This window comes from Dehalobacter sp. TeCB1 (assembly GCF_001707455.1).
In the GTDB taxonomy this organism is placed as follows: domain Bacteria; phylum Bacillota; class Desulfitobacteriia; order Desulfitobacteriales; family Syntrophobotulaceae; genus Dehalobacter; species Dehalobacter restrictus.
Window position 1 is genome coordinate 16,512 of the sequence record NZ_MCHF01000034.1, and the last position, 17,980, is coordinate 34,491.

Consider the following 17,980-nt stretch of genomic DNA (forward strand, 5'->3'; position numbering starts at 1 on the left):
TTACTCCTTAATCTTTTCATTTTCATTCTCCATCATTTCGATATTGCGACCGATCTTGACTAGCCCTTGGTAAAATCCATCTGTTGATTCAGGGTCAAATCCGTTAAAAAGCTTCTGCATGAATGCTAATTCCCTGTGTCTCCGTTCGCCAAAATAGGTGTTAAATTTGGGGGTGAGTGCAATTCTCAAAGCTCTGGCATCATTTTTGTCTTTGGAGATGGTTATAAATCCGCTTTCTTCGAGCGTCGCTGCCAGACGTTTGGCATTCTGCCTGGAATAACCGATATAATCAGCTGCTTCGCTAACAGTCGGCGGTTCTTCAAAACGGGCTACACTGACTAAAAAAAGCCACTGCTTAATGGTAATATTCTGATCAAAAGCATCCCCAAGTACTTGTAGCCTGTTAGCTAAAACAAAGATCATTCCGAAGATATTGGCCTGCTTTTTCATTTCGTCCATCTGATACACCTCCAGATCGTTCTTGACTGCCTCCATATAAATAGGTAACATGTTACTTTTTTAGTATATGTAACATGTTACCTATTTGTCAATCCTTTTGCTGTAAACCTTTGTTGCGAAAAAATTATACCTTCGATGCGGCAAAATTTCTCAATTTGTAGAATTTGCAAGCGCTTGCAAATTCTACGGTTATTGAAATAAGTGGTTTACCACATTTCTTTTCTGACTTGTTTCACTAGATCGGCAATATCATCTTCTGTTTTTAACCTCAGCCTTCCAGCTTGCCTTGCATAAGGCATCCTAAATTTAGGGGAAAAAGTGTAATATAAGTTCTTAAGTTGACGACATTGCTGCCCCCGAACCCCCTGGGTTTATCGCTTGGTTTTCCAGGGCCGTAAAAAAGCGGTGCTTCATGAATGAATACACCGCCCTGCAAAACCTCACGCGCCGCTGAGGTCGCTCCCCAGCGTTGCCCTATCCTGCGCGGGAGTAAAAAAATTATTTGTATGCCCAATTGTAAATTATTATATTTATAATTAATTCTTTAATTCACAATCATCCCCGGTCTGTTCTACCTTTAAGAGTTAAATGTCTCTCATACTATAACTACTATCATTATATTCCACTTGACCATCCTTGGATCGATGATCTCCATAAATCGCAAAATGCTGTATTCCAAGCGGGTTACCGACAGAAACCTCGGTTTGTGCCCAAGTAACGTCGTAATTCAATACAAAATCATAATCTACAAGAGTATAGTTACGATAAAGTTCACTATATGCTTCAACTTCATCGCATACTATGTCAGTACTAGTGACAGAATAACCTCCAATATTTATTATACCGCTACTGAGTTCAGAATCACAGGCCATATTCCAAGCAAATGCAGCATTGGAACATAAAAGGCAAAATGCCAATATTAATACGGTAATTTTTAATTTTTTTCCATTCATTATTTCACCTCTCTGGCTATATGATTTAATTTAATTGGGTCATGTTTTGATATATCAAATTCATCAAGAGTTAAGGTTCCGTCATCATGTTTAATTGCTATTGATACTTTATCATTTCCTTCGATGAAAAATACTGGCATGAAGTCACCTATTTTGTGAGTCCCATCTTTCGTTAAAGATTTAAGAGCATCTTGACATTTATTTCTTAAATCAGAATTCAATTCAGAAACATTATCGTCATATATTTCTCTCATATATACAGGCTTAGCCTTATTTGTGTCTATTTTTAAAGTTTCTACTGCTAAATTTTCAAATGCAGATTCTTCTTGAGAATTAACGCTGTCTGAATAAGCTCTATTAACATTTACAAATAATAGTACAGCCAAAGACAATACTCCAAGACCAACCGCAACCGACGTAAATATTTTCCTTTTTTGTATCATAGAAATACTTTGTATGATATCCATATATTGAAAAACGCGATACCATACTCCCCTTTCTGTTTTTTAAAACTAAACTAACTAATTTCATATTTACTGATGCGAGTCTTTTTATATTATATAATTTTATTCACTTTTCATAAATGCTTATACTCCTTTTCCTTTATTTTTATGACGTTATTTTTATGATATCGTAAATACTATATAATATTTGCTATATAACTGTCAAATTAATACTAATATGTATTTAAACGGAAACACCGTTGCAAGTTCCAGTGGACGGGGCTGTGTATAATGACCCCAATGAGTCAAACACAAATTTTAAAAAACTAAGTTATAATGGAGACATGAGTTAAAAAAAAGATATCACCTGTCAACACCGATGTAAATTTATGTCTATTGGTAAATAATATCAATCGGTATTGGTGGGCGTTGATGATCGGATCTTTCTTTTGGTACGATATCCGATGTATGGCAATCTTTCTTCCTTTGTGATAAGCGGCGGGCATATTGTCCAAGGCGATGGTTGCCACATCTTTTTCGGCGTATTCCGAAGGTCCACAGAAAGGAACAAGGAAAAATACTAAATTGCAGCTGAAAATTTCTATATCCTTATAGCCTTTTTGACAAATAAAAAAACTTGGTCCCAGACCAAGTTATAAGACAGGGCAACCAGCCCAAAATTCGTTTAATTGAAAGATGTTACCCGGAAATATAGCGGAAGTCAACCTGTAAGCCGAGTTCTGTACCTCTTGCGAGGTGATGATCATCTATCTAGGACTGCCGTTACCGACAGTCTCAAGCGACCTTACCCGGGAACAGAGCGGGCAGCTCCATCGTTCCTCTATTTGGTCTTGCTCCAGGTGGGGTTTGCAGGGCCAGCCAGTTACCTGACTGCCGGTGAGCTCTTACCTCACCTTTCCACCCTTACCGCTTGGCAGCGGCGGTATATCTCTGTTGCACTTTCCTCAAAGGGATTCTCCCCCCGCCGGGCGTTACCCGGCACCCTGCCCTGTGGAGCTCGGACTTTCCTCAGAGACGACCTTTCGGCACTTGTCCCCGCGACCATCCGGTTGACTTCGCTATCCAATCTTACTAGATTATTTGTGTTTGGTCAAATAATTCTTAAGCGTATCTAAAGTAAATCGCCGTAATCAATTTGTTGCCTATTTCATATAGCGTATATCAGGAATTCAATGATTTGTTTCGACATTAGTTGCTTCGACAAATTACGGCGTAATCACAGTATATCATTCCAAAAACAAAATTCAAGCTACAATTTATAACACTATAATCAAATTTTCCCTATAATTTTGTAATTATTTTAATTCTTAGTTATGCACAAGTTGTGAACAAATTGTGCATAACTTTTGAGTTCTTATGATCATCCGCCCAAAAATAACCAGGACGCTATTGGAACCAACTATAGATTTATCTTTCAGACAATTCAGTCATGTTGATAACTTTATCAACGCTTCAACCACGGTATTTTGCTCGCCGCGCTGATAACCACTTCTACGTCATCCATTGTTCGATCGGCTCTAATATAATCGTAAAGTGCATGGATCATTGGGATTTCGCTAAGAAAATGCCCGAGCTCACCGACGGCCATACCTGATTCGAGACAATCCAGCACGTTATGGTAGCCGATCTCTCCTGTGATATATAAATCAGCACCCTTAAAGGCAGCCTTCGCCACAAAACTGCTTCCGCTGCCATTTAAAATGGCAATTTTTTTGATCTTTCTGTCAGGATCTCCTGCCAATCGCACTGAAGAACAGTCATGGCCATACTTCTCCGTAAGCTGCTTCAGAAATCCTTCCCACAAATCGGCTAGTCTGACAGGTTTCAGTAATGTTCCGATCACCCCGTATCCTCTGGGTTTCCCGGTATTTCGGAGTGGTATCAGGTCGTAAGCGGGTTCTTCATACGGATGTGCCTTATGCAAAGCCTTAATCGCCCTGCCAAGGCTGCGCTCTTCGACAATGCTCTCGAGCCGGATCTCGGGTACTCTGGTCAGCTCTCCAACTTTTCCTATAGTTGGCTCGGCTCCGTCCAGCGCCCGGAACATGCCTTCACCGTTTGTCTGGAAGAAACATTCGCTGTAGGCATCACTGTGCTCGCCATCGGTAATTCCACTGCCGACGCCTTCGGCGGTCAGAGCCTTCCGGATGGTCTCGACGTGTTCTTCCGGAACAAAAGTGACGATCTTAATCAGTTTCTCAGCAGAGGTGGTTTCCAGGAACTCTTTTTTCTGCAGTCCGAGCATTTCCGCAAACGTCAGGCTCGATGACAAATACGACTGATCCAGATTCGTGTGGGCAGCATAATATGAGATCCCATTGCGGAAAAGCGATAGGGGGGCCAAGGCCGCCTGGTTGTCCATACGGAGATTCTTCAGCGGTTTAAACAGCAGCGGGTGGTGGGAAACAATCAGTTCAGCTTTTTCCGAAACAGCTTCTTCGACGGCTTCCATGGTTCCGTCCAGCGTCAGTAAAATCTTATTGACGCGCTGGGCGCTGCTGCCGACCAGGAGTCCGGGATTGTCCCAGTCTTCTGCCCAGGAACGCGGCGCTATCTTTTCGATGAGTTGTTCAACCTGGCCTACTGATACAGCCATCTTTTTATTACCTCCATCATGGCGATTTCCTGCCTCATCTGTTCTGCTCTCTGGGAAACTGCAGCCCTGTTTGTGCGCATCATTTCCAGAACGACTCTTCTGAGATTGCTCGTGGTGTCGGCAATGATGTCGTTTAACCGGGGTTCTTTGCGTTCGATGATCAGCGGTCCGAGCTGCCAGATGAAATTACGCAGCGTCTGTTCCAGATCCTTTGCTGCTTCCAACGCAGGCACTCCGGTACAGTCCGCGGCAATATCCTGAATGACCTGCTTCATCCGCTGTTCGACTTCCTCTCTATCCAGACCTTCTGAGCGGGACAGGCAAATGACGGTATACAGCCTGCCGTCTTCTTCTGTCAGACATTCTTCGCTCAGCCTCCAACCCTCAGAAAGCAGTTCGAATCTGACCCTGTTTTCTGCGCCCTGCGGCTGAAGGATCAATGTCTGAACACTCTGCAGTACGTCCGGCTTCGTGGCGAGTATTTCGAGGATCGTCACGCCGCCCATACCGGCAATGACCAATGTATCGACTTCTCCCGACTCCAGCGGAATCAGTCCGTCTCCGTGCCGGATCTGGATGTTGTCCTGTAATCCATAGGCTTTAACATTTTCGACAGCAGATTCATAAGGCCCTCTGTGGACATCTACCCCGACAGCCTGGCAAATCACTCCGGCCTGTACCAGATAGACAGGCAGATAGGCGTGGTCCGTACCGATATCCCCGATTCTGGCGCCGGCGGGCACCAGTGACGCAATTGTCTCCAGGCGGGAGCCAAGCTTTATGGCCGTTTTATTTTCCAGTTTATTATCTTGCTGTTCTGAAACCATTGTATTCCTCAATGTTATCATCCCTATAACAATAAACTCCGGCTTGCACCAGAGTTTTGTTTTTGATTTCAAATTCATTATTTTTGGTGGTGGGCCCACCTGGGATCGAACCAGGGACCAACCGGTTATGAGCCGGCCGCTCTACCGCTGAGCTATAGGCCCAAAAAATATGGCTCCCCGAGCTGGATTCGAACCAGCAACCTATCGGTTAACAGCCGATTGCTCTACCGTTGAGCTATCGAGGAAAGCCTGCGACGTTTATTATACGGAATTATTGCGCGATGGTCAAGCATGTTTTATCAATTTTATCTTGCGTTATCTGGATTCATCTCAACTTTTCTTAATCCTTTTTAGTCTTATTTATTGTCTTTAGCATAACAAGAATTTTTTAAGAAAATCCTGATTTTTAGTCTAAATAATCCTTCAATTTTTTGCTGCGGCTTGGATGGCGGAGCTTGCGCAGCGCCTTGGCCTCGATCTGCCTGATTCTTTCTCTGGTTACGCCGAATTCCTGGCCGACTTCCTCCAAAGTCCTGGTGCGTCCGTCATCGAGTCCGAAACGCAGTCTGAGGACTTTCTCTTCTCTTGGGGTGAGCGTCTCAAGGACCTCTTCAAGCTGTTCCTTGAGCAGGATGAATGACGCGGCTTCAGAGGGAGCCGGAGCATCCTCGTCGGGAATAAAATCTCCGAGGTGGGAATCTTCCTCTTCCCCGATCGGTGTTTCCAAAGAAACAGGTTCCTGAGCGATCTTTAAGATCTCCCGCACACGTTCTTCCGGTATCTCCATGACCTTGGCTGTTTCATCCGGGGTTGGATCGCGGCCCAGTTCCTGCAGGAGCTGTCTGTTGACCCGGATCAGTTTATTAATCGTTTCGACCATATGAACCGGTATGCGGATCGTTCTGGCCTGGTCGGCGATCGCGCGCGTGATGGCCTGTCTGATCCACCAGGTTGCATACGTACTGAATTTAAAGCCTTTGCGGTAATCAAATTTTTCCACAGCTTTAATCAGACCAAGATTGCCCTCTTGGATCAGGTCCAGGAAAAGCATGCCGCGGCCCACATAGCGCTTGGCAATACTGACCACCAGACGCAGGTTTGCTTCCGCCAGACGGCGCTTGGCCATTTCATCCCCGGCCTCCATCTTGAGAGCCAGTTCAATCTCATCTTCCGCTGTCAGCAAAGGAACCCGGCCGATCTCCTTCAGGTACATCCTGACGGGATCGTCGATCCCCACACCTTCAGGAATGGAAAGGTCAATGTCTGTTTCATTAGCGATCTCGTCGGCAAGATCTTTTGTTTCTTTGTCGATAACCACTTCGACGCTGTCGTCAACAACATCAATACCGAGCCCGCTCAGCTGGTCATAGATCTCCTCAATCTGGTCCTCAGAAAGGTCGACCTTCTGCAAAGCATTGGCAATCTCATCATAGGTAAGATTACCCTTGGTTTTGCCCAGCTCAATTAAAGTCGAGACATTTTCCTTTTTCATTTCATCTACGGTCACGGAATTCTCCCCTTCCAGCGGATAATTCGCAACAAATTGTTTCTTATTATTTCTCGCCACGTTTCAACCGCTCTCCTATCTCCTGGAGCAGGACAAGCGCCCCAGTCATATCTCCAGTTTTTTCCAGCAAAATCATTTTGGCCTGCAAATCTTCGATCGTCTCTTTCTTCTTTGTCTCCTTAATCAAAGCAATGCAGTCCTTAAGGAGCATATCGGCTTTATCGAAATCGATGGACAATTCATATATTTCGGCAAGACGCCTTTGAACCTTCTCATACCAGCTGTCATCATTGATAAGATTCAAACTGTTTTCCGGGAAATTCTCGAAGATATATCTATGTTCCTGCAGCCTCCAAAATTCCTTATCCAGGTTGTCGGCTACTTGATTTTTATAATTGGGATTCTCCAGGATGATTCTGAGAATGGTCTGTTCGGCCCGGAAAACTCCTAAATGGACATAAGATTCGTTAGAACTGTCAATGTCCGTCCCTTCTATAGTATTTCTTTTTTTTACAGAAATATCCTGTTGTTGCGAAAAAATTTCGGAATTACCCCTGTTTCCTCTGGTTTTCTTCGTCAAGCTGTCGATCTCGTGCTGAACTGCTTCGAGCGTGAGACCGAGCTCCAGACTTAGATATCTTTCATATCCTTCTTTCTCAACTACGCTTGAAACTTTAAGGATATCGGGAGCAAGCTTTCTGATCAGCTCTGCTTTATCCGGTATGGTCCGCAGGGGGGTGTCCCGGATCAGCATTTTATATTTAAACTCGATGAAAGTAATGGTATTTTCGAGTTTCTTGCGGAATTCAGCGACGGTGTGCTTTTTCAGGAATTCATCAGGATCCTTGGCATCCTCGAGCAGCAGCACCTGAATGTTCAGGCCTTCATCAAGAAGGATCTCACCGGCGCGCAGGGCTGCCTGAATCCCTGCCTTATCCGAGTCATAGCCGATTACGATCTTGCCTGAATATTTTTTAAGCAGCCTGGACTGATCCTTAGTCAGGGCGGTTCCGAGTGAGGCGACAGCATTTGTGAAGCCTGCTCTCTGCGCTGCGATTGTATCCATATACCCTTCAAGGAGTAAAGAATACCCTGCCTCCCTGATTCCCCGGGAAGCCAGATGAATGCCGTAAAGATTGCGTCCTTTATGAAAAAATTTTGTTTCCGGTGAATTCAGATATTTAGGTGTAGAATCATCGAGCACCCTTCCGCCAAAAGCAATCGGAGCCCCTTTGACATCGAGGATAGTATAAATCACCCTGTTGCGGAACCTGTCGTAATAACTGATTTCCTGCTCACTGGTTTCCCTACGGACAGCGAGCCCGAATTCAGCCAGTTCTTCCGGTGCGACTCCTTTGTCTGCAAGCTCCCTGATCAAGCCATCCCACCTGTCCGGCGCAAACCCAAGACGGAAATCCCGGATGACTTCGGGGCCAATCCCTCTGTGTTCAAAGTAAGCCAGTCCATCCTGTCCTTCGGGACGATGCAGAAGCACGTCGTGGTAGTAGCAGGCAGCCCACTCATGAATCTCCCGCCAGCGGCTGCGCTGGGCTTCGTTCTTCCTTTCCTCCGAAGAAAGCTCTCTTTCCGGCAGCGCCATCCCATACTTCCCGGCTACCTTCTTCAAAGCTTCGATGAAGGCTAAGCCTTCTTTCTTCATCAGGAAAGAAAAAACATTTCCGCCGGTGTGGCAGCCAAAACAGTAGAACATCTGACGATCGGGATTTACATTGAAACTCGGTGTCTTTTCAGAATGAAACGGACAAAGCCCTTGATAGTTTTTGCCCGTACGTTTCAGCACCACATGTTCAGAGATAATTTCAACAATGTCAGCTTGGCGGCGTACTTCTTCGATAAAATCCTCAGATATTTTATAATCCATACCAGCACGCCCTTCATGGATTTACGTTTTTCTGACAAGTCTTTATCTTTTTCGATAAACTTTTTATTTTTCCTTCTTATTTTGAGACAATTTTTTGCACTTTTTGTTTAGTACTTTATCTCCCTGCTACTCTTTAGGAATAAAAAGATGTTTGAAGATGCTGATGGCATAGTTGTCTGTCAGACCCGCAACATAGTCAGTGATGGCTTGTTTCAGATCTCCCCCTGTCCATCTCAGATAATCTTCAGGCAGAATTTCCGGGTGATGCAGGTAGTAATCGAAAAGAATTCCCAAAATCAATCGGCTTTTGCTTCGTTCCTCCTGCAGTGAGCTGCTGTAGTATACTCTCTCAAACATGAAGTCGCGGAATTCTTTCATGATTGCGGAGATTTCTGCGGACTGACAAATCGTGTCCTTGCCTTCGGAAGCCTGAATCATATCGAGGACCATGGTCGTGATCATTTCGCTGGTGCTGGAGCCGATCTCTTTTCTGATCGTGGCCGGAAGGTCGTTCACGGACAGAATCTCAGCGCGCAAAGCATCGTCAAAATCGTGGCAGAGATAGGCAATCCTGTCTCCAATCCTTACAATCTGCCCCTCCAATGTATTGGGCATCCCAGGACCGGTATGGTGTAGAATTCCGTCCAGAACCTGCTCCGTGAGGTTTAGGCCCTCGCCGTTTCCGGTAAGGACAGTGTAGATTCTGACCGACTGTTCATTGTGTTCAAAATGGCCGATCAGGGAGGCCAGCGTTTCTTCTCCGACGTGTCCAAAAGGTGTATGACCGACATCGTGACCCAGGGAAATTGCCTCAATCAGATCTTCGTTTAAGCTCAGCGCCCGGCCGATAGTCCGGCAGATCTGTGCGACTTCCAGGCTGTGCGTCATCCTGGTTCGATAGTGATCTCCGACAGGAGCAATATAGACCTGCGTTTTGTGTTTCAGACGGCGAAAAGGCTTGCTGTGCAAAATCCTGTCCCTGTCTCGTTGAAACCTGGTTCGAACGCTGCATTCGACTTCTTCTCTCGTTCTCCTTGCTTCGGCACTTTTCGCTGCCAGAGGCGAGAGCCGCTGAAATTCATGTTCCTCCGTTCTTAACCTGATCGACTGGGACATCTACAACCACCTTCTTCACAAGAATCAAAAGGGATCAGACGCGAAAACAAAAGAAATAGCACCTGAGGCCACAATTCCGCCACTTTCTGGCGGAATAAGCTAAGACTTTGTACTTCGTCTTTTATTTTTCACAAAAAACCTTCAGACGTTCTTTCAATTCTTTAACTGTTTAATTCAACATTAAGTTTAAAAATCCTGCTTAAAGTATTAAATTGTATCATAAAATAAAATATTTACAAAATACTGCAAAAGTCATCTTTCACGTTAAATTGTCAGTTAACTGCGCTCTGGGGCTGATTGCTTACCACATTACGTAAAGACATTATAGTGACAAGACCTCTCAATATTCGGGTAGGTAGGTCTGGGTACCACAATACAGCCTACAACTACAACCACCCAAACAAAAAAAAATGACGCCTCAATGTTATTGATGACGTCATTCCCATTGGTCTAGGTTTTGATATCGTGCAGTGCCGCTTAAGCCCGATTCTTTAAGGCAGCCTGAGCAGCGCCTAGGCGGGCAATTGGTACGCGGAAGGGTGAACAGGAGACATAGTCCAGGTTGATTTCCTGGCAAAATTCGATTGAGGAAGGATCTCCGCCGTGTTCACCGCAGATTCCGATTTTGATGCCCGGATTTGCTTTACGTCCGAGATCGACGCAGATCTTCATGATCCTGCCAACGCCGTCCCGGTCTAAGACTGCAAATGGGTTATTGGCCAAGATATTCTGGTTCAAATAGTCGGGCAGGAATTTGCCTTCAGCGTCGTCACGGGAGAAGCCTAAAACAGTCTGGGTAAGGTCATTGGTTCCAAACGAGAAGAACTCGGCAAACGGTGCAATTTCGTCTGCGGTAAGCGCCGCTCTCGGCACTTCGATCATCGTTCCGATTTGGTAGTTGATCTTGACGCCTTCGGTTTTGATGATTTCCTGAGCGATTTCCTCGGTTTGCTTGCGCAGAATTTCAAGTTCTTTATGATGAATGACAAGCGGGATCTTGACATGCGGACGCACGTCAACTCCTTCTTTCACGAGTCTAGCTGCAGCTTTAAAAATAGCTCTGGACTGCATCGCGTAGATTTCCGGATACGAGATTCCAAGACGGCAGCCGCGATGCCCGAGCATCGGATTCATCTCCTGGAGACCGCGGACTTTCTTCAGCAGAACCTCTTTATCCTTGATTTCCTTTTGGACTTTTTCATCCTGCAGGTTGGCCGTGAGTTTTAATTCCTGAATCTCGAGAGCAAGTTCTTCGCCATTTGGCAGGAATTCATGGAGAGGCGGATCCAGCAGACGGATCGTCACCGGCAGTCCGTGCATGGCCTTCAAAATGCCGTAGAAATCGCCTTCCTGCATCGGCAGAAGTTCAGCCAAGGCAGCTTCTCTTTCGGGAAGCGTCTGAGCCAGAATCATCTTCTGGACAATCGGGATACGGGCAGGATCCATAAACATGTGTTCCGTCCGGCAAAGTCCGATGCCCTGGGCGCCGAATTCTCTTGCTTTGGCAGCATCAGGCGGATTATCTGCATTGGCCATAACCTGAAGCTTTCTGATTCCATCAGACCACTCCAGAATTTTTTGGAATTCACCGCTTAAGTCAGGATCCTTCATCGGAACAGTTCCTCTGATGACCCTGCCTGTTGCGCCGTCGATCGTAATCTCGGTACCTTCGGGATAAGCATCATCGCCAATCATAAAGATCTTGTCGGCAAGGTTAATTTTCAATGCATCACAACCGCAGACTGCAGGTTTGCCCATATGTCTGGCTACAACAGCAGCGTGGCTGGTCATGCCTCCCCTGCTGGTCAGAATCCCTTGGGCTGCAAGCATGCCGTGAATATCGTCCGGGGTGGTTTCCGTACCAACGAGGATGACTTTTTCTCCGGCCTGACCAAGCTTTTCGGCTTCATCCGCACTGAAGATAATCTTGCCGGAAGCTGCTCCCGGTGAGGCAGGCAGTCCTGTCGCTACAACATCGAGCTTCGCGGCATCATCGATTCTGCGGTGCAGCAGTTTTTCCAGCTGATGCGGATCAATTCTCTCAACTGCTTCTTCCTTGGTGATGAGGCCTTCCTGACAAAGTTCAACAGCAATGCGGATTGCAGCAGAAATCGTACATTTTCCGTTACGGGTCTGGAGTATGTAGAGTCTGCCTTTCTCAATCGTGAACTCGATATCCTGCATGTTTTTATAATGGTTTTCCAGATTCTTGGCGATCTCGCTGAATTGGCGGTAAATTTCCGGATTGTCATTTTGCAGGCTGTCAATCGAAAGTGGTGTACGGATGCCTGCAACGACATCTTCACCCTGGGCATTCATCAAATATTCCCCATACAAGTGTTTTTCACCGGTTGACGGGTTCCGGGTAAAGGCCACGCCCGTACCGGAGTCATTACCCATGTTGCCAAATACCATCGACTGGACGTTGACGGCGGTGCCGTAGCTGTCCGGAATACCATTGGCTTTCCGGTACACGATCGCCCGGTGGTTGTTCCAGGATTTGAAAACGGCGGTGATCGCTTCCTTAAGCTGTTCATACGGATCATCAGGGAATGGTACACCGGTCTCCTGCTTAACAAGCGCTTTAAACTTGACCACAAGTCCTTTCAGGCTTTCCGGAGAAAGCTCGGAATCGAACGTCACACCCTGCTTTTCTTTGACTTCTTCCAAGATATTCTCAAATTTGTGGCTGGCAATTCCAAGTACGACATCGCCAAACATCTGGATAAAGCGTCTGTAGCAGTCAAAAGCAAATCTCTCATTGCCTGTTGCCTTGCTGACGCCGCTGGCTGTTCCTTCGTTCAAACCGAGGTTCAGGATTGTATCCATCATCCCAGGCATGGAAACCCTCGCACCGGAACGGACCGAAACCAGAAGCGGATTTTCGGGATCGCCAAATCTCTTGCCGCTTGCCCTCTCGACATCCTGGATCGCGGGAAGGATCTGTTCCCATAATCCTCCGGGCAGCTGCTCGCCGCAGTCATAGTATTCGAGGCAGGCTTCCGTGGTAATCGTAAAGCCTTGCGGGACATTCAGTCCGATGTTGGTCATTTCAGCCAGGTTTGCTCCCTTGCCTCCAAGAAGGTTTTTCATGTCGGCACTGCCTTCACGAAACAAGTACACATATTTTTTGTCAACCATCTTTTCTCAACTCCCCGTTTATTGTTACTTTCTGCAGAATCACACTTGCGGTTTCTTCGACCGCTTTATTGGTGGTATCTATGATTACACAGCCAATCTTTTTCATGATCTGTTTGGCATAGTCGAGCTCTTCCATAATCCTGTTCAGATTGGCATAATCGGCAGATGCTCCAAGTCCCAGCGTTTTCAGCCGTTCACTGCGTATTTGGTTCAGTTTTTCCGGGCTTAAGATCAACCCGAAGACTTTATTCCGGGGAACTTCATACAGTTCCCGGGGCGGTGTCACTTCCGGCACCAGCGGGATATTCGCAGCCTTAATCCCTTTATGGGCAAGGTACATGCTTAGCGGTGTTTTTGAGGTCCGGGACACGCCTATTAGGACGACATCAGCATACAGCAGTCCTCGCGGGTCCTTGCCATCGTCATATTTAACTGCAAACTCCACAGCCTCTACCTTCCGAAAGTACTGTTCATCCAGTCGGTGCGTAACATTGGGTATATTTTTGGGATCAAGTCCGGTTTTATCAGCCAATGCCGAAATCAGCGGACTCAAAATATCGATGGTGATCAGATTTTTTTCCTTGGCCCGTCGTTCTATGTAGAGCCTCAAATTTGTCAGGACCAGCGTGTAAACGAGAATTGCCTGTTCCTCTACCGCTTCTTCCAGGATGTCATCAATATGCGTTTCGTCCAGAACATAAGGCACCCGGCGAATTTTTGTCTTTATTCCGTTAAACTGTGCTGCTGCCGCTCTGCTGACAAACTCTGCCGTCTCTCCCAGCGCATCGGAAATTACATAAATTACCGGGATTTGATCGGTCACCAAAACACCCCCTCGCTTTCTCCTCTAAAACCACTTTGCGGTATTTGGAAATTTATCCTGGCCCAGTTCTACAAACAGGCTGGTTACATTGGTCTTTGTAAATCTGCCAACTACCTCAAAACTTTCGCGACCTCCCTCATTGATATAGCTTTCGACGACCGGAAGCGTATCAATTTGGTGCTGTACCAGCTTTCTGGCGGCCTCGAGTACGGATTCATCGGATGCAGCCATGATAATATTCGGCATCCTGGTCATGATGACACTGATCGGCATCCCGTGCAGATCCATATTGCCAAGTGAAGCCTTCAGGATATCCTTGCGGGAAACCATCCCCTTAAGCTCACGTTCATCATTAATCACGATCAGGCTGCCGACATTGTTGGTAAACATGGATACGACTGCATCGTAAATCGAGACGCTCTCCTTGACCGCAGCTGCAATTGATTTGAAATCACCGACTCTGAGCTGCCTGAACCTTTGGGCGATAGGTGAAGGTCCCGCATTTCCATTATAAAAATAGCCGACTCGGGGACGCGCCTCCAATACACCCGCCATGGTCAGAATTGTCAGATCAGGTCTTAACGTCGCCCTGTTCAAATTCAGCTGACTGGCTATTTGTTCTCCCGTCATCGGGCTGGATTTTTTCACAAGTTCGAGGATCTTCTCCTGGCGCTCGGAAAGCTGCATTTTTCTCACCCTCCGGAAAATAGAAACTAAAGCTCAAATATCGTAGCACATTGATGGTAATCCAATGATATAGTATGTCATATTTCTATATTATATAACATATTCAAAAAAAGGAAAGCCTTATCATTAAAAAAGAAAAACAAAAAATACATTAAAAATACATTTTAGAAAAATATCCAAAATACCTCCAGAAATAATCTAAATCAACCCTCAGAAGAATCAGACATACAGAGACATACAGACGATCAATGTCATCCCTCTGAAAACGAGGGTGAACCTACGCAAGAAGTGTCAGGTCTCCGAGACAGCCCAGGGCTTCCACACAGCTCTTCAACAATCCCAGACGAGCATTTCTGAGCTCTTCATCTTCGACCATGATCATGACATCTTCAAACAGTTTTTCGATCAATGGTACGATCTCAGTAGCAAACGCGTAGGCTTTCCTGAAATCCGCATCGTTCACAGCCGTCCGAATCAGTGGAGCTTTTTCGTGCAAACATTCGGCGAGCGCCAGCTCCGAGCTTACTTGTAAATCGGAAACCTGCCATGCAGCGGCAGCTGCTTTCTTGCAGAGGTTCACGCAACGGACATAGGCGTTGCTGTAGGAGACAAAGTCAGCTTCATCCCTGACTTGGGCGAGTACTACGGCCTTTTTCATCAGATGAGCAGGCTTTTCTGTTTCGTGGGCCATGACAGCGTCAATCGTATCATAGCGCAGTCCGGATTCCTGGAGCAGGTAGCGGACCCTTTGGACGAAGAAGTCCAGAAGGGCCGGTCTGATCTTCTCCAGCGGTTCCAGCGTGATTCCCTGCACGGTGAATATACTGTAGGACTCTTCGATTAGCCGCAGAAGAGACAGGTCCAGTTCGTCTTGAACCATCAGTCCGACAATTCCAAGCGCCTGACGCCTTAGCGCATAGGGGTCCTGCGAACCGGTCGGCTGGATGCCGATCCCGAAAGAACCGACGATCGCATCAAGTTTATCAGCGAGACTGACCACTTTCCCGGTTACAGAGGAAGGGAACGCGTCTCCGGCATGACGCGGCCGGTAATGTTCAAGGATTCCAGCACAAACGGCCGGGGCTTCGCCATTGCTTCCGGCATAGTACGCACCCATGATTCCCTGAAGTTCAGGAAAATCGTAAACCATGTGCGACACAAGATCTGCTTTAGCCAGATAGGCCGTCCGGTCAACCAGTTCTGTTTCTTTTGTATCGAGACCCATTTCGTTCGCAATCGCAACAGCCAGTTTCTGAAGACGGGCGACCCTTTGTCCGACAGTACCAAGTTTCTCGTGATACACAACCCTGTCCAGTTTCGGAATCAGGGTATGCAGCGGACTTTTCAGATCTTCCCGGTAATAGAAAGCGGCATCTTCCAAACGGGCTTTGAGCACTTTCTTATTACCTTCTTTCACGATATCGAGTGAGGTTCTGTCGCCGTTCCGTACCGTAATAAAGTACGGCAGCAGCTTGCCGTCTTCCGCCTTGACCGGAAAATAACGCTGATGTTCCTTCATCGGCGTGGTGATGACTTCTCCCGGCAGGACCATATATTTGACATCGACTTCGCCCAGAAGAGCGGTCGGATATTCCACCAGATGGCAGATCTCAGTCAGCAGGTTCTCGTCCTGGTCGACTTTGCCGCCGACCTTAGCGGCCAACAGTTGGATCTGGCTCCAGATATTCTGTTTTCTTTTCTCCTGGTCAGCCAGCACAAAAACCGATTCCAGCGCATTCAGATATTCAGCCGGCTGAACAATCCGGATATAGCTGCCAAGCGTACGGTGTCCACGTGAGGTTCTTCCGGCCTGAATTCCGGCATAGCTGAAAGGGATTACCTCGTCGCCAAACAAGGAGATAAGCCAGCGGATCGGGCGTGCAAAACGGATCTCATAATCTCCCCAGCGCATCGGTTTCGGGAAGTTGAGGCTCGTAACAAGATTCAGCGAGACCTGTGACAGCAGCTTTTCGGTTTCTTCGCCTTTTTGGTATTTTACAACATACACATAGGGCACGCCATTGATTTCTTTCAAAAAAAAGTCTTCGGTCTTGACGCCCTGTCCGCGCGCAAATCCTTCAGCAGCTTTGGTCGGTTTGCCTTCAGCATCAAACGCTGCCTTCTGGGCAGGTCCTTTGACTTCCTCACTGATATCCTGCTGTTTCTCAGCCAGAGCTTCTACATAGAGCGCCAGGCGCCTCGGTGTCACATAGCACTGCAGATTCTTATACGCTAAACGCAGTTCCGCCAGCATTTTTCGGGCATTGTTCTCCAGCTGGGCCACTGCACCTGGTGCAAATTTGGCGGGCATTTCTTCCATGCCGATTTCCAGTAAAAAGTCCTTGCTCATTTTTATTCCCCCCTTTTTTTCAGTAAAGGAAACCCAAGTGTTTCCCTCTGGGTGACATAGGCCTGGGCACACAGACGGGCCAGGTGTCTTACTCTGGCAATGTACCCGGTTCTTTCCGTCACACTGATCGCCCCCCGGGCTTCCAGAAGGTTAAACGCGTGAGAGCATTTCAGTACATAATCGTAGGCCGGCACGACCAGGCCTGCCTGGACGGTCCGCTCTGATTCCTTCTCGTACATATCAAACCACTGCCGCAGCGCATCGATGTCAGCCACTTCAAAGTTGTAGCGTGAAAAATCAATTTCATTCTGCAGATAAATATCACCGTAGCTAATGTCTCCGACCCACTCAATATCAAAGACGCTGTCCTTGCCCTGAATAAAGGTCGCCAGTCTTTCTATCCCATACGTAATTTCTGCGCAGACGGGTTTGCAGTCAATGCCGCCGCACTGCTGAAAGTAGGTGAACTGCGTGACTTCCATGCCGTCCAGCCAAACTTCCCAACCAAGGCCCCAGGCCCCCAGTGTAGGGGATTCCCAGTTGTCTTCCACAAACCGGATATCATGGTCGGCCGGATTAATTCCGAGCCGCTCCAGGCTTTCCAAATAAAGCTCCTGAACATTATCCGGCGAAGGCTTCAGAATGACCTGGTACTGAAAATAGTGCTGTAGACGATTCGGGTTTTCACCGTATCTGCCGTCGGTCGGACGTCTGGACGGCTCCACATAAGCCACATTCCAGGGTTCCGGTCCCAGCGCCCGTAAAAAAGTGGCCGGGTTCATCGTTCCTGCACCTTTTTCAATATCATAGGGCTGAGCAATAATACATCCCTGCTCCCCCCAAAACTGGTTAAGGGCCAGAATAAGATCTTGAAATTTCATATGATTTCCTCCGTTCAAAAATAAAAACCCCCATCCATACAGCAAATAATTGCTGCAGGGACGAGAGTATTTCCCGCGGTTCCACCCTGCTTGATTCCAATATACTTACGTAACTTTGTCAGATAACTTGGAATCCTCTTTGAACCTGATCCGCTCCAGACTGCCCAACCTGTTTTCACCTGTCCGGCTCTCACCCTCCCGGACTCTCTTAGCGGCTATTGCAGGCATCTTTTCCATCTATGCGGACAAAATATTTTCATAAAAAGGAAGCTACTTATATGCAGTATAACCTTT

At 46.8% G+C, this 17,980-nt stretch carries 14 protein-coding genes, 2 tRNA genes and 1 other RNA gene; all 17 read right to left on the reverse strand.

All coding sequences use genetic code 11. The features are described from left to right. Nucleotides 1-459, reverse strand: a complete 459-nt coding sequence (locus tag A7D23_RS09375; RefSeq protein WP_019225724.1) for a MarR family transcriptional regulator — start codon at nt 457-459, stop codon at nt 1-3. Between the two features lie 584 nt (nt 460-1,043). Further along, nucleotides 1,044-1,412 (reverse strand): hypothetical protein, encoded by a 369-nt coding sequence (locus A7D23_RS09380; protein ID WP_019225726.1) that lies wholly within the window; start codon nt 1,410-1,412, stop codon nt 1,044-1,046. Continuing rightward, nucleotides 1,412-1,798 carry a hypothetical protein gene (locus tag A7D23_RS09385; protein WP_242871514.1) on the reverse strand — a complete coding sequence of 129 codons (387 nt, stop codon included), beginning with the start codon at nt 1,796-1,798 and terminating at the stop codon, nt 1,412-1,414. The genes A7D23_RS09380 and A7D23_RS09385 overlap by 1 nt, the downstream gene beginning before the upstream one ends. A gap of 770 nt (nt 1,799-2,568) precedes the next feature. Continuing rightward, nucleotides 2,569-2,933, reverse strand: an RNA gene (gene rnpB / locus A7D23_RS09390) — RNase P RNA component class A. Nucleotides 2,934-3,320: 387 nt separating this feature from the next. After that, nucleotides 3,321-4,472, reverse strand: coding sequence for a Nif3-like dinuclear metal center hexameric protein (locus tag A7D23_RS09395; protein ID WP_019225728.1), 1,152 nt, complete (start codon nt 4,470-4,472; stop codon nt 3,321-3,323). Beyond that, entirely contained in the window at nt 4,457-5,320 is an 864-nt protein-coding gene (locus A7D23_RS09400; RefSeq protein ID WP_242837019.1) for a class I SAM-dependent methyltransferase, read from the reverse strand. The genes A7D23_RS09395 and A7D23_RS09400 overlap by 16 nt, the downstream gene beginning before the upstream one ends. Nucleotides 5,321-5,386: 66 nt before the next feature. Then, a tRNA-Ile gene (locus A7D23_RS09405) sits at nt 5,387-5,461 on the reverse strand. Between the two features lie 8 nt (nt 5,462-5,469). Then, a tRNA-Asn gene (locus tag A7D23_RS09410) sits at nt 5,470-5,544 on the reverse strand. Between the two features lie 161 nt (nt 5,545-5,705). Beyond that, entirely contained in the window at nt 5,706-6,791 is a 1,086-nt protein-coding gene (gene rpoD, locus A7D23_RS09415; protein WP_199269253.1) for an RNA polymerase sigma factor RpoD, read from the reverse strand. A gap of 61 nt (nt 6,792-6,852) precedes the next feature. Continuing rightward, entirely contained in the window at nt 6,853-8,688 is a 1,836-nt protein-coding gene (gene dnaG / locus A7D23_RS09420; RefSeq protein ID WP_019225730.1) for a DNA primase, read from the reverse strand. A gap of 126 nt (nt 8,689-8,814) precedes the next feature. After that, nucleotides 8,815-9,804, reverse strand: coding sequence for a deoxyguanosinetriphosphate triphosphohydrolase (locus A7D23_RS09425; protein WP_019225731.1), 990 nt, complete (start codon nt 9,802-9,804; stop codon nt 8,815-8,817). A gap of 477 nt (nt 9,805-10,281) precedes the next feature. Beyond that, nucleotides 10,282-12,945, reverse strand: coding sequence for a pyruvate, phosphate dikinase (ppdK, locus tag A7D23_RS09430; RefSeq protein ID WP_025205227.1), 2,664 nt, complete (start codon nt 12,943-12,945; stop codon nt 10,282-10,284). Continuing rightward, complete coding sequence (locus A7D23_RS09435) at nt 12,938-13,768, reverse strand: pyruvate, water dikinase regulatory protein (RefSeq protein WP_019225733.1); 831 nt, start codon at nt 13,766-13,768, stop codon at nt 12,938-12,940. Before A7D23_RS09435 ends, ppdK begins: the two co-directional genes overlap by 8 nt. A 24-nt stretch (nt 13,769-13,792) precedes the next feature. Further along, nucleotides 13,793-14,455 (reverse strand): helix-turn-helix transcriptional regulator, encoded by a 663-nt coding sequence (locus tag A7D23_RS09440; protein ID WP_068883577.1) that lies wholly within the window; start codon nt 14,453-14,455, stop codon nt 13,793-13,795. A gap of 277 nt (nt 14,456-14,732) precedes the next feature. Beyond that, on the reverse strand, nt 14,733-16,805 hold the full coding sequence (glyS, locus tag A7D23_RS09445; RefSeq protein ID WP_025205224.1) for a glycine--tRNA ligase subunit beta: 2,073 nt from the start codon (nt 16,803-16,805) through the stop codon (nt 14,733-14,735). Nucleotides 16,806-16,807: 2 nt separating this feature from the next. Further along, nucleotides 16,808-17,686, reverse strand: a complete 879-nt coding sequence (gene glyQ / locus A7D23_RS09450) for a glycine--tRNA ligase subunit alpha (protein ID WP_015044578.1) — start codon at nt 17,684-17,686, stop codon at nt 16,808-16,810. A 105-nt stretch (nt 17,687-17,791) separates the two neighbouring features. Then, on the reverse strand, nt 17,792-17,914 hold the full coding sequence (locus tag A7D23_RS16565; RefSeq protein ID WP_282432014.1) for a hypothetical protein: 123 nt from the start codon (nt 17,912-17,914) through the stop codon (nt 17,792-17,794). Nucleotides 17,915-17,980 lie beyond the last annotated feature (66 nt).

Coding starts and splice junctions, on each gene's coding strand:
- A7D23_RS09375 (WP_019225724.1), bottom strand. CDS start 459: ATGGACGAAATGAAAAAGCAGGCCAATATCTTCGGAATGATCTTTGTT.
- A7D23_RS09380 (WP_019225726.1), bottom strand. CDS start 1,412: ATGAATGGAAAAAAATTAAAAATTACCGTATTAATATTGGCATTTTGC.
- A7D23_RS09395 (WP_019225728.1), bottom strand. CDS start 4,472: ATGGCTGTATCAGTAGGCCAGGTTGAACAACTCATCGAAAAGATAGCG.
- A7D23_RS09400 (WP_242837019.1), bottom strand. CDS start 5,320: ATGATAACATTGAGGAATACAATGGTTTCAGAACAGCAAGATAATAAA.
- rpoD (WP_199269253.1), bottom strand. CDS start 6,791: ATGAAAAAGGAAAATGTCTCGACTTTAATTGAGCTGGGCAAAACCAAG.
- dnaG (WP_019225730.1), bottom strand. CDS start 8,688: ATGGATTATAAAATATCTGAGGATTTTATCGAAGAAGTACGCCGCCAA.
- A7D23_RS09425 (WP_019225731.1), bottom strand. CDS start 9,804: ATGTCCCAGTCGATCAGGTTAAGAACGGAGGAACATGAATTTCAGCGG.
- ppdK (WP_025205227.1), bottom strand. CDS start 12,945: ATGGTTGACAAAAAATATGTGTACTTGTTTCGTGAAGGCAGTGCCGAC.
- A7D23_RS09440 (WP_068883577.1), bottom strand. CDS start 14,455: ATGCAGCTTTCCGAGCGCCAGGAGAAGATCCTCGAACTTGTGAAAAAA.
- glyS (WP_025205224.1), bottom strand. CDS start 16,805: ATGAGCAAGGACTTTTTACTGGAAATCGGCATGGAAGAAATGCCCGCC.
- glyQ (WP_015044578.1), bottom strand. CDS start 17,686: ATGAAATTTCAAGATCTTATTCTGGCCCTTAACCAGTTTTGGGGGGAG.
- A7D23_RS16565 (WP_282432014.1), bottom strand. CDS start 17,914: ATGCCTGCAATAGCCGCTAAGAGAGTCCGGGAGGGTGAGAGCCGGACA.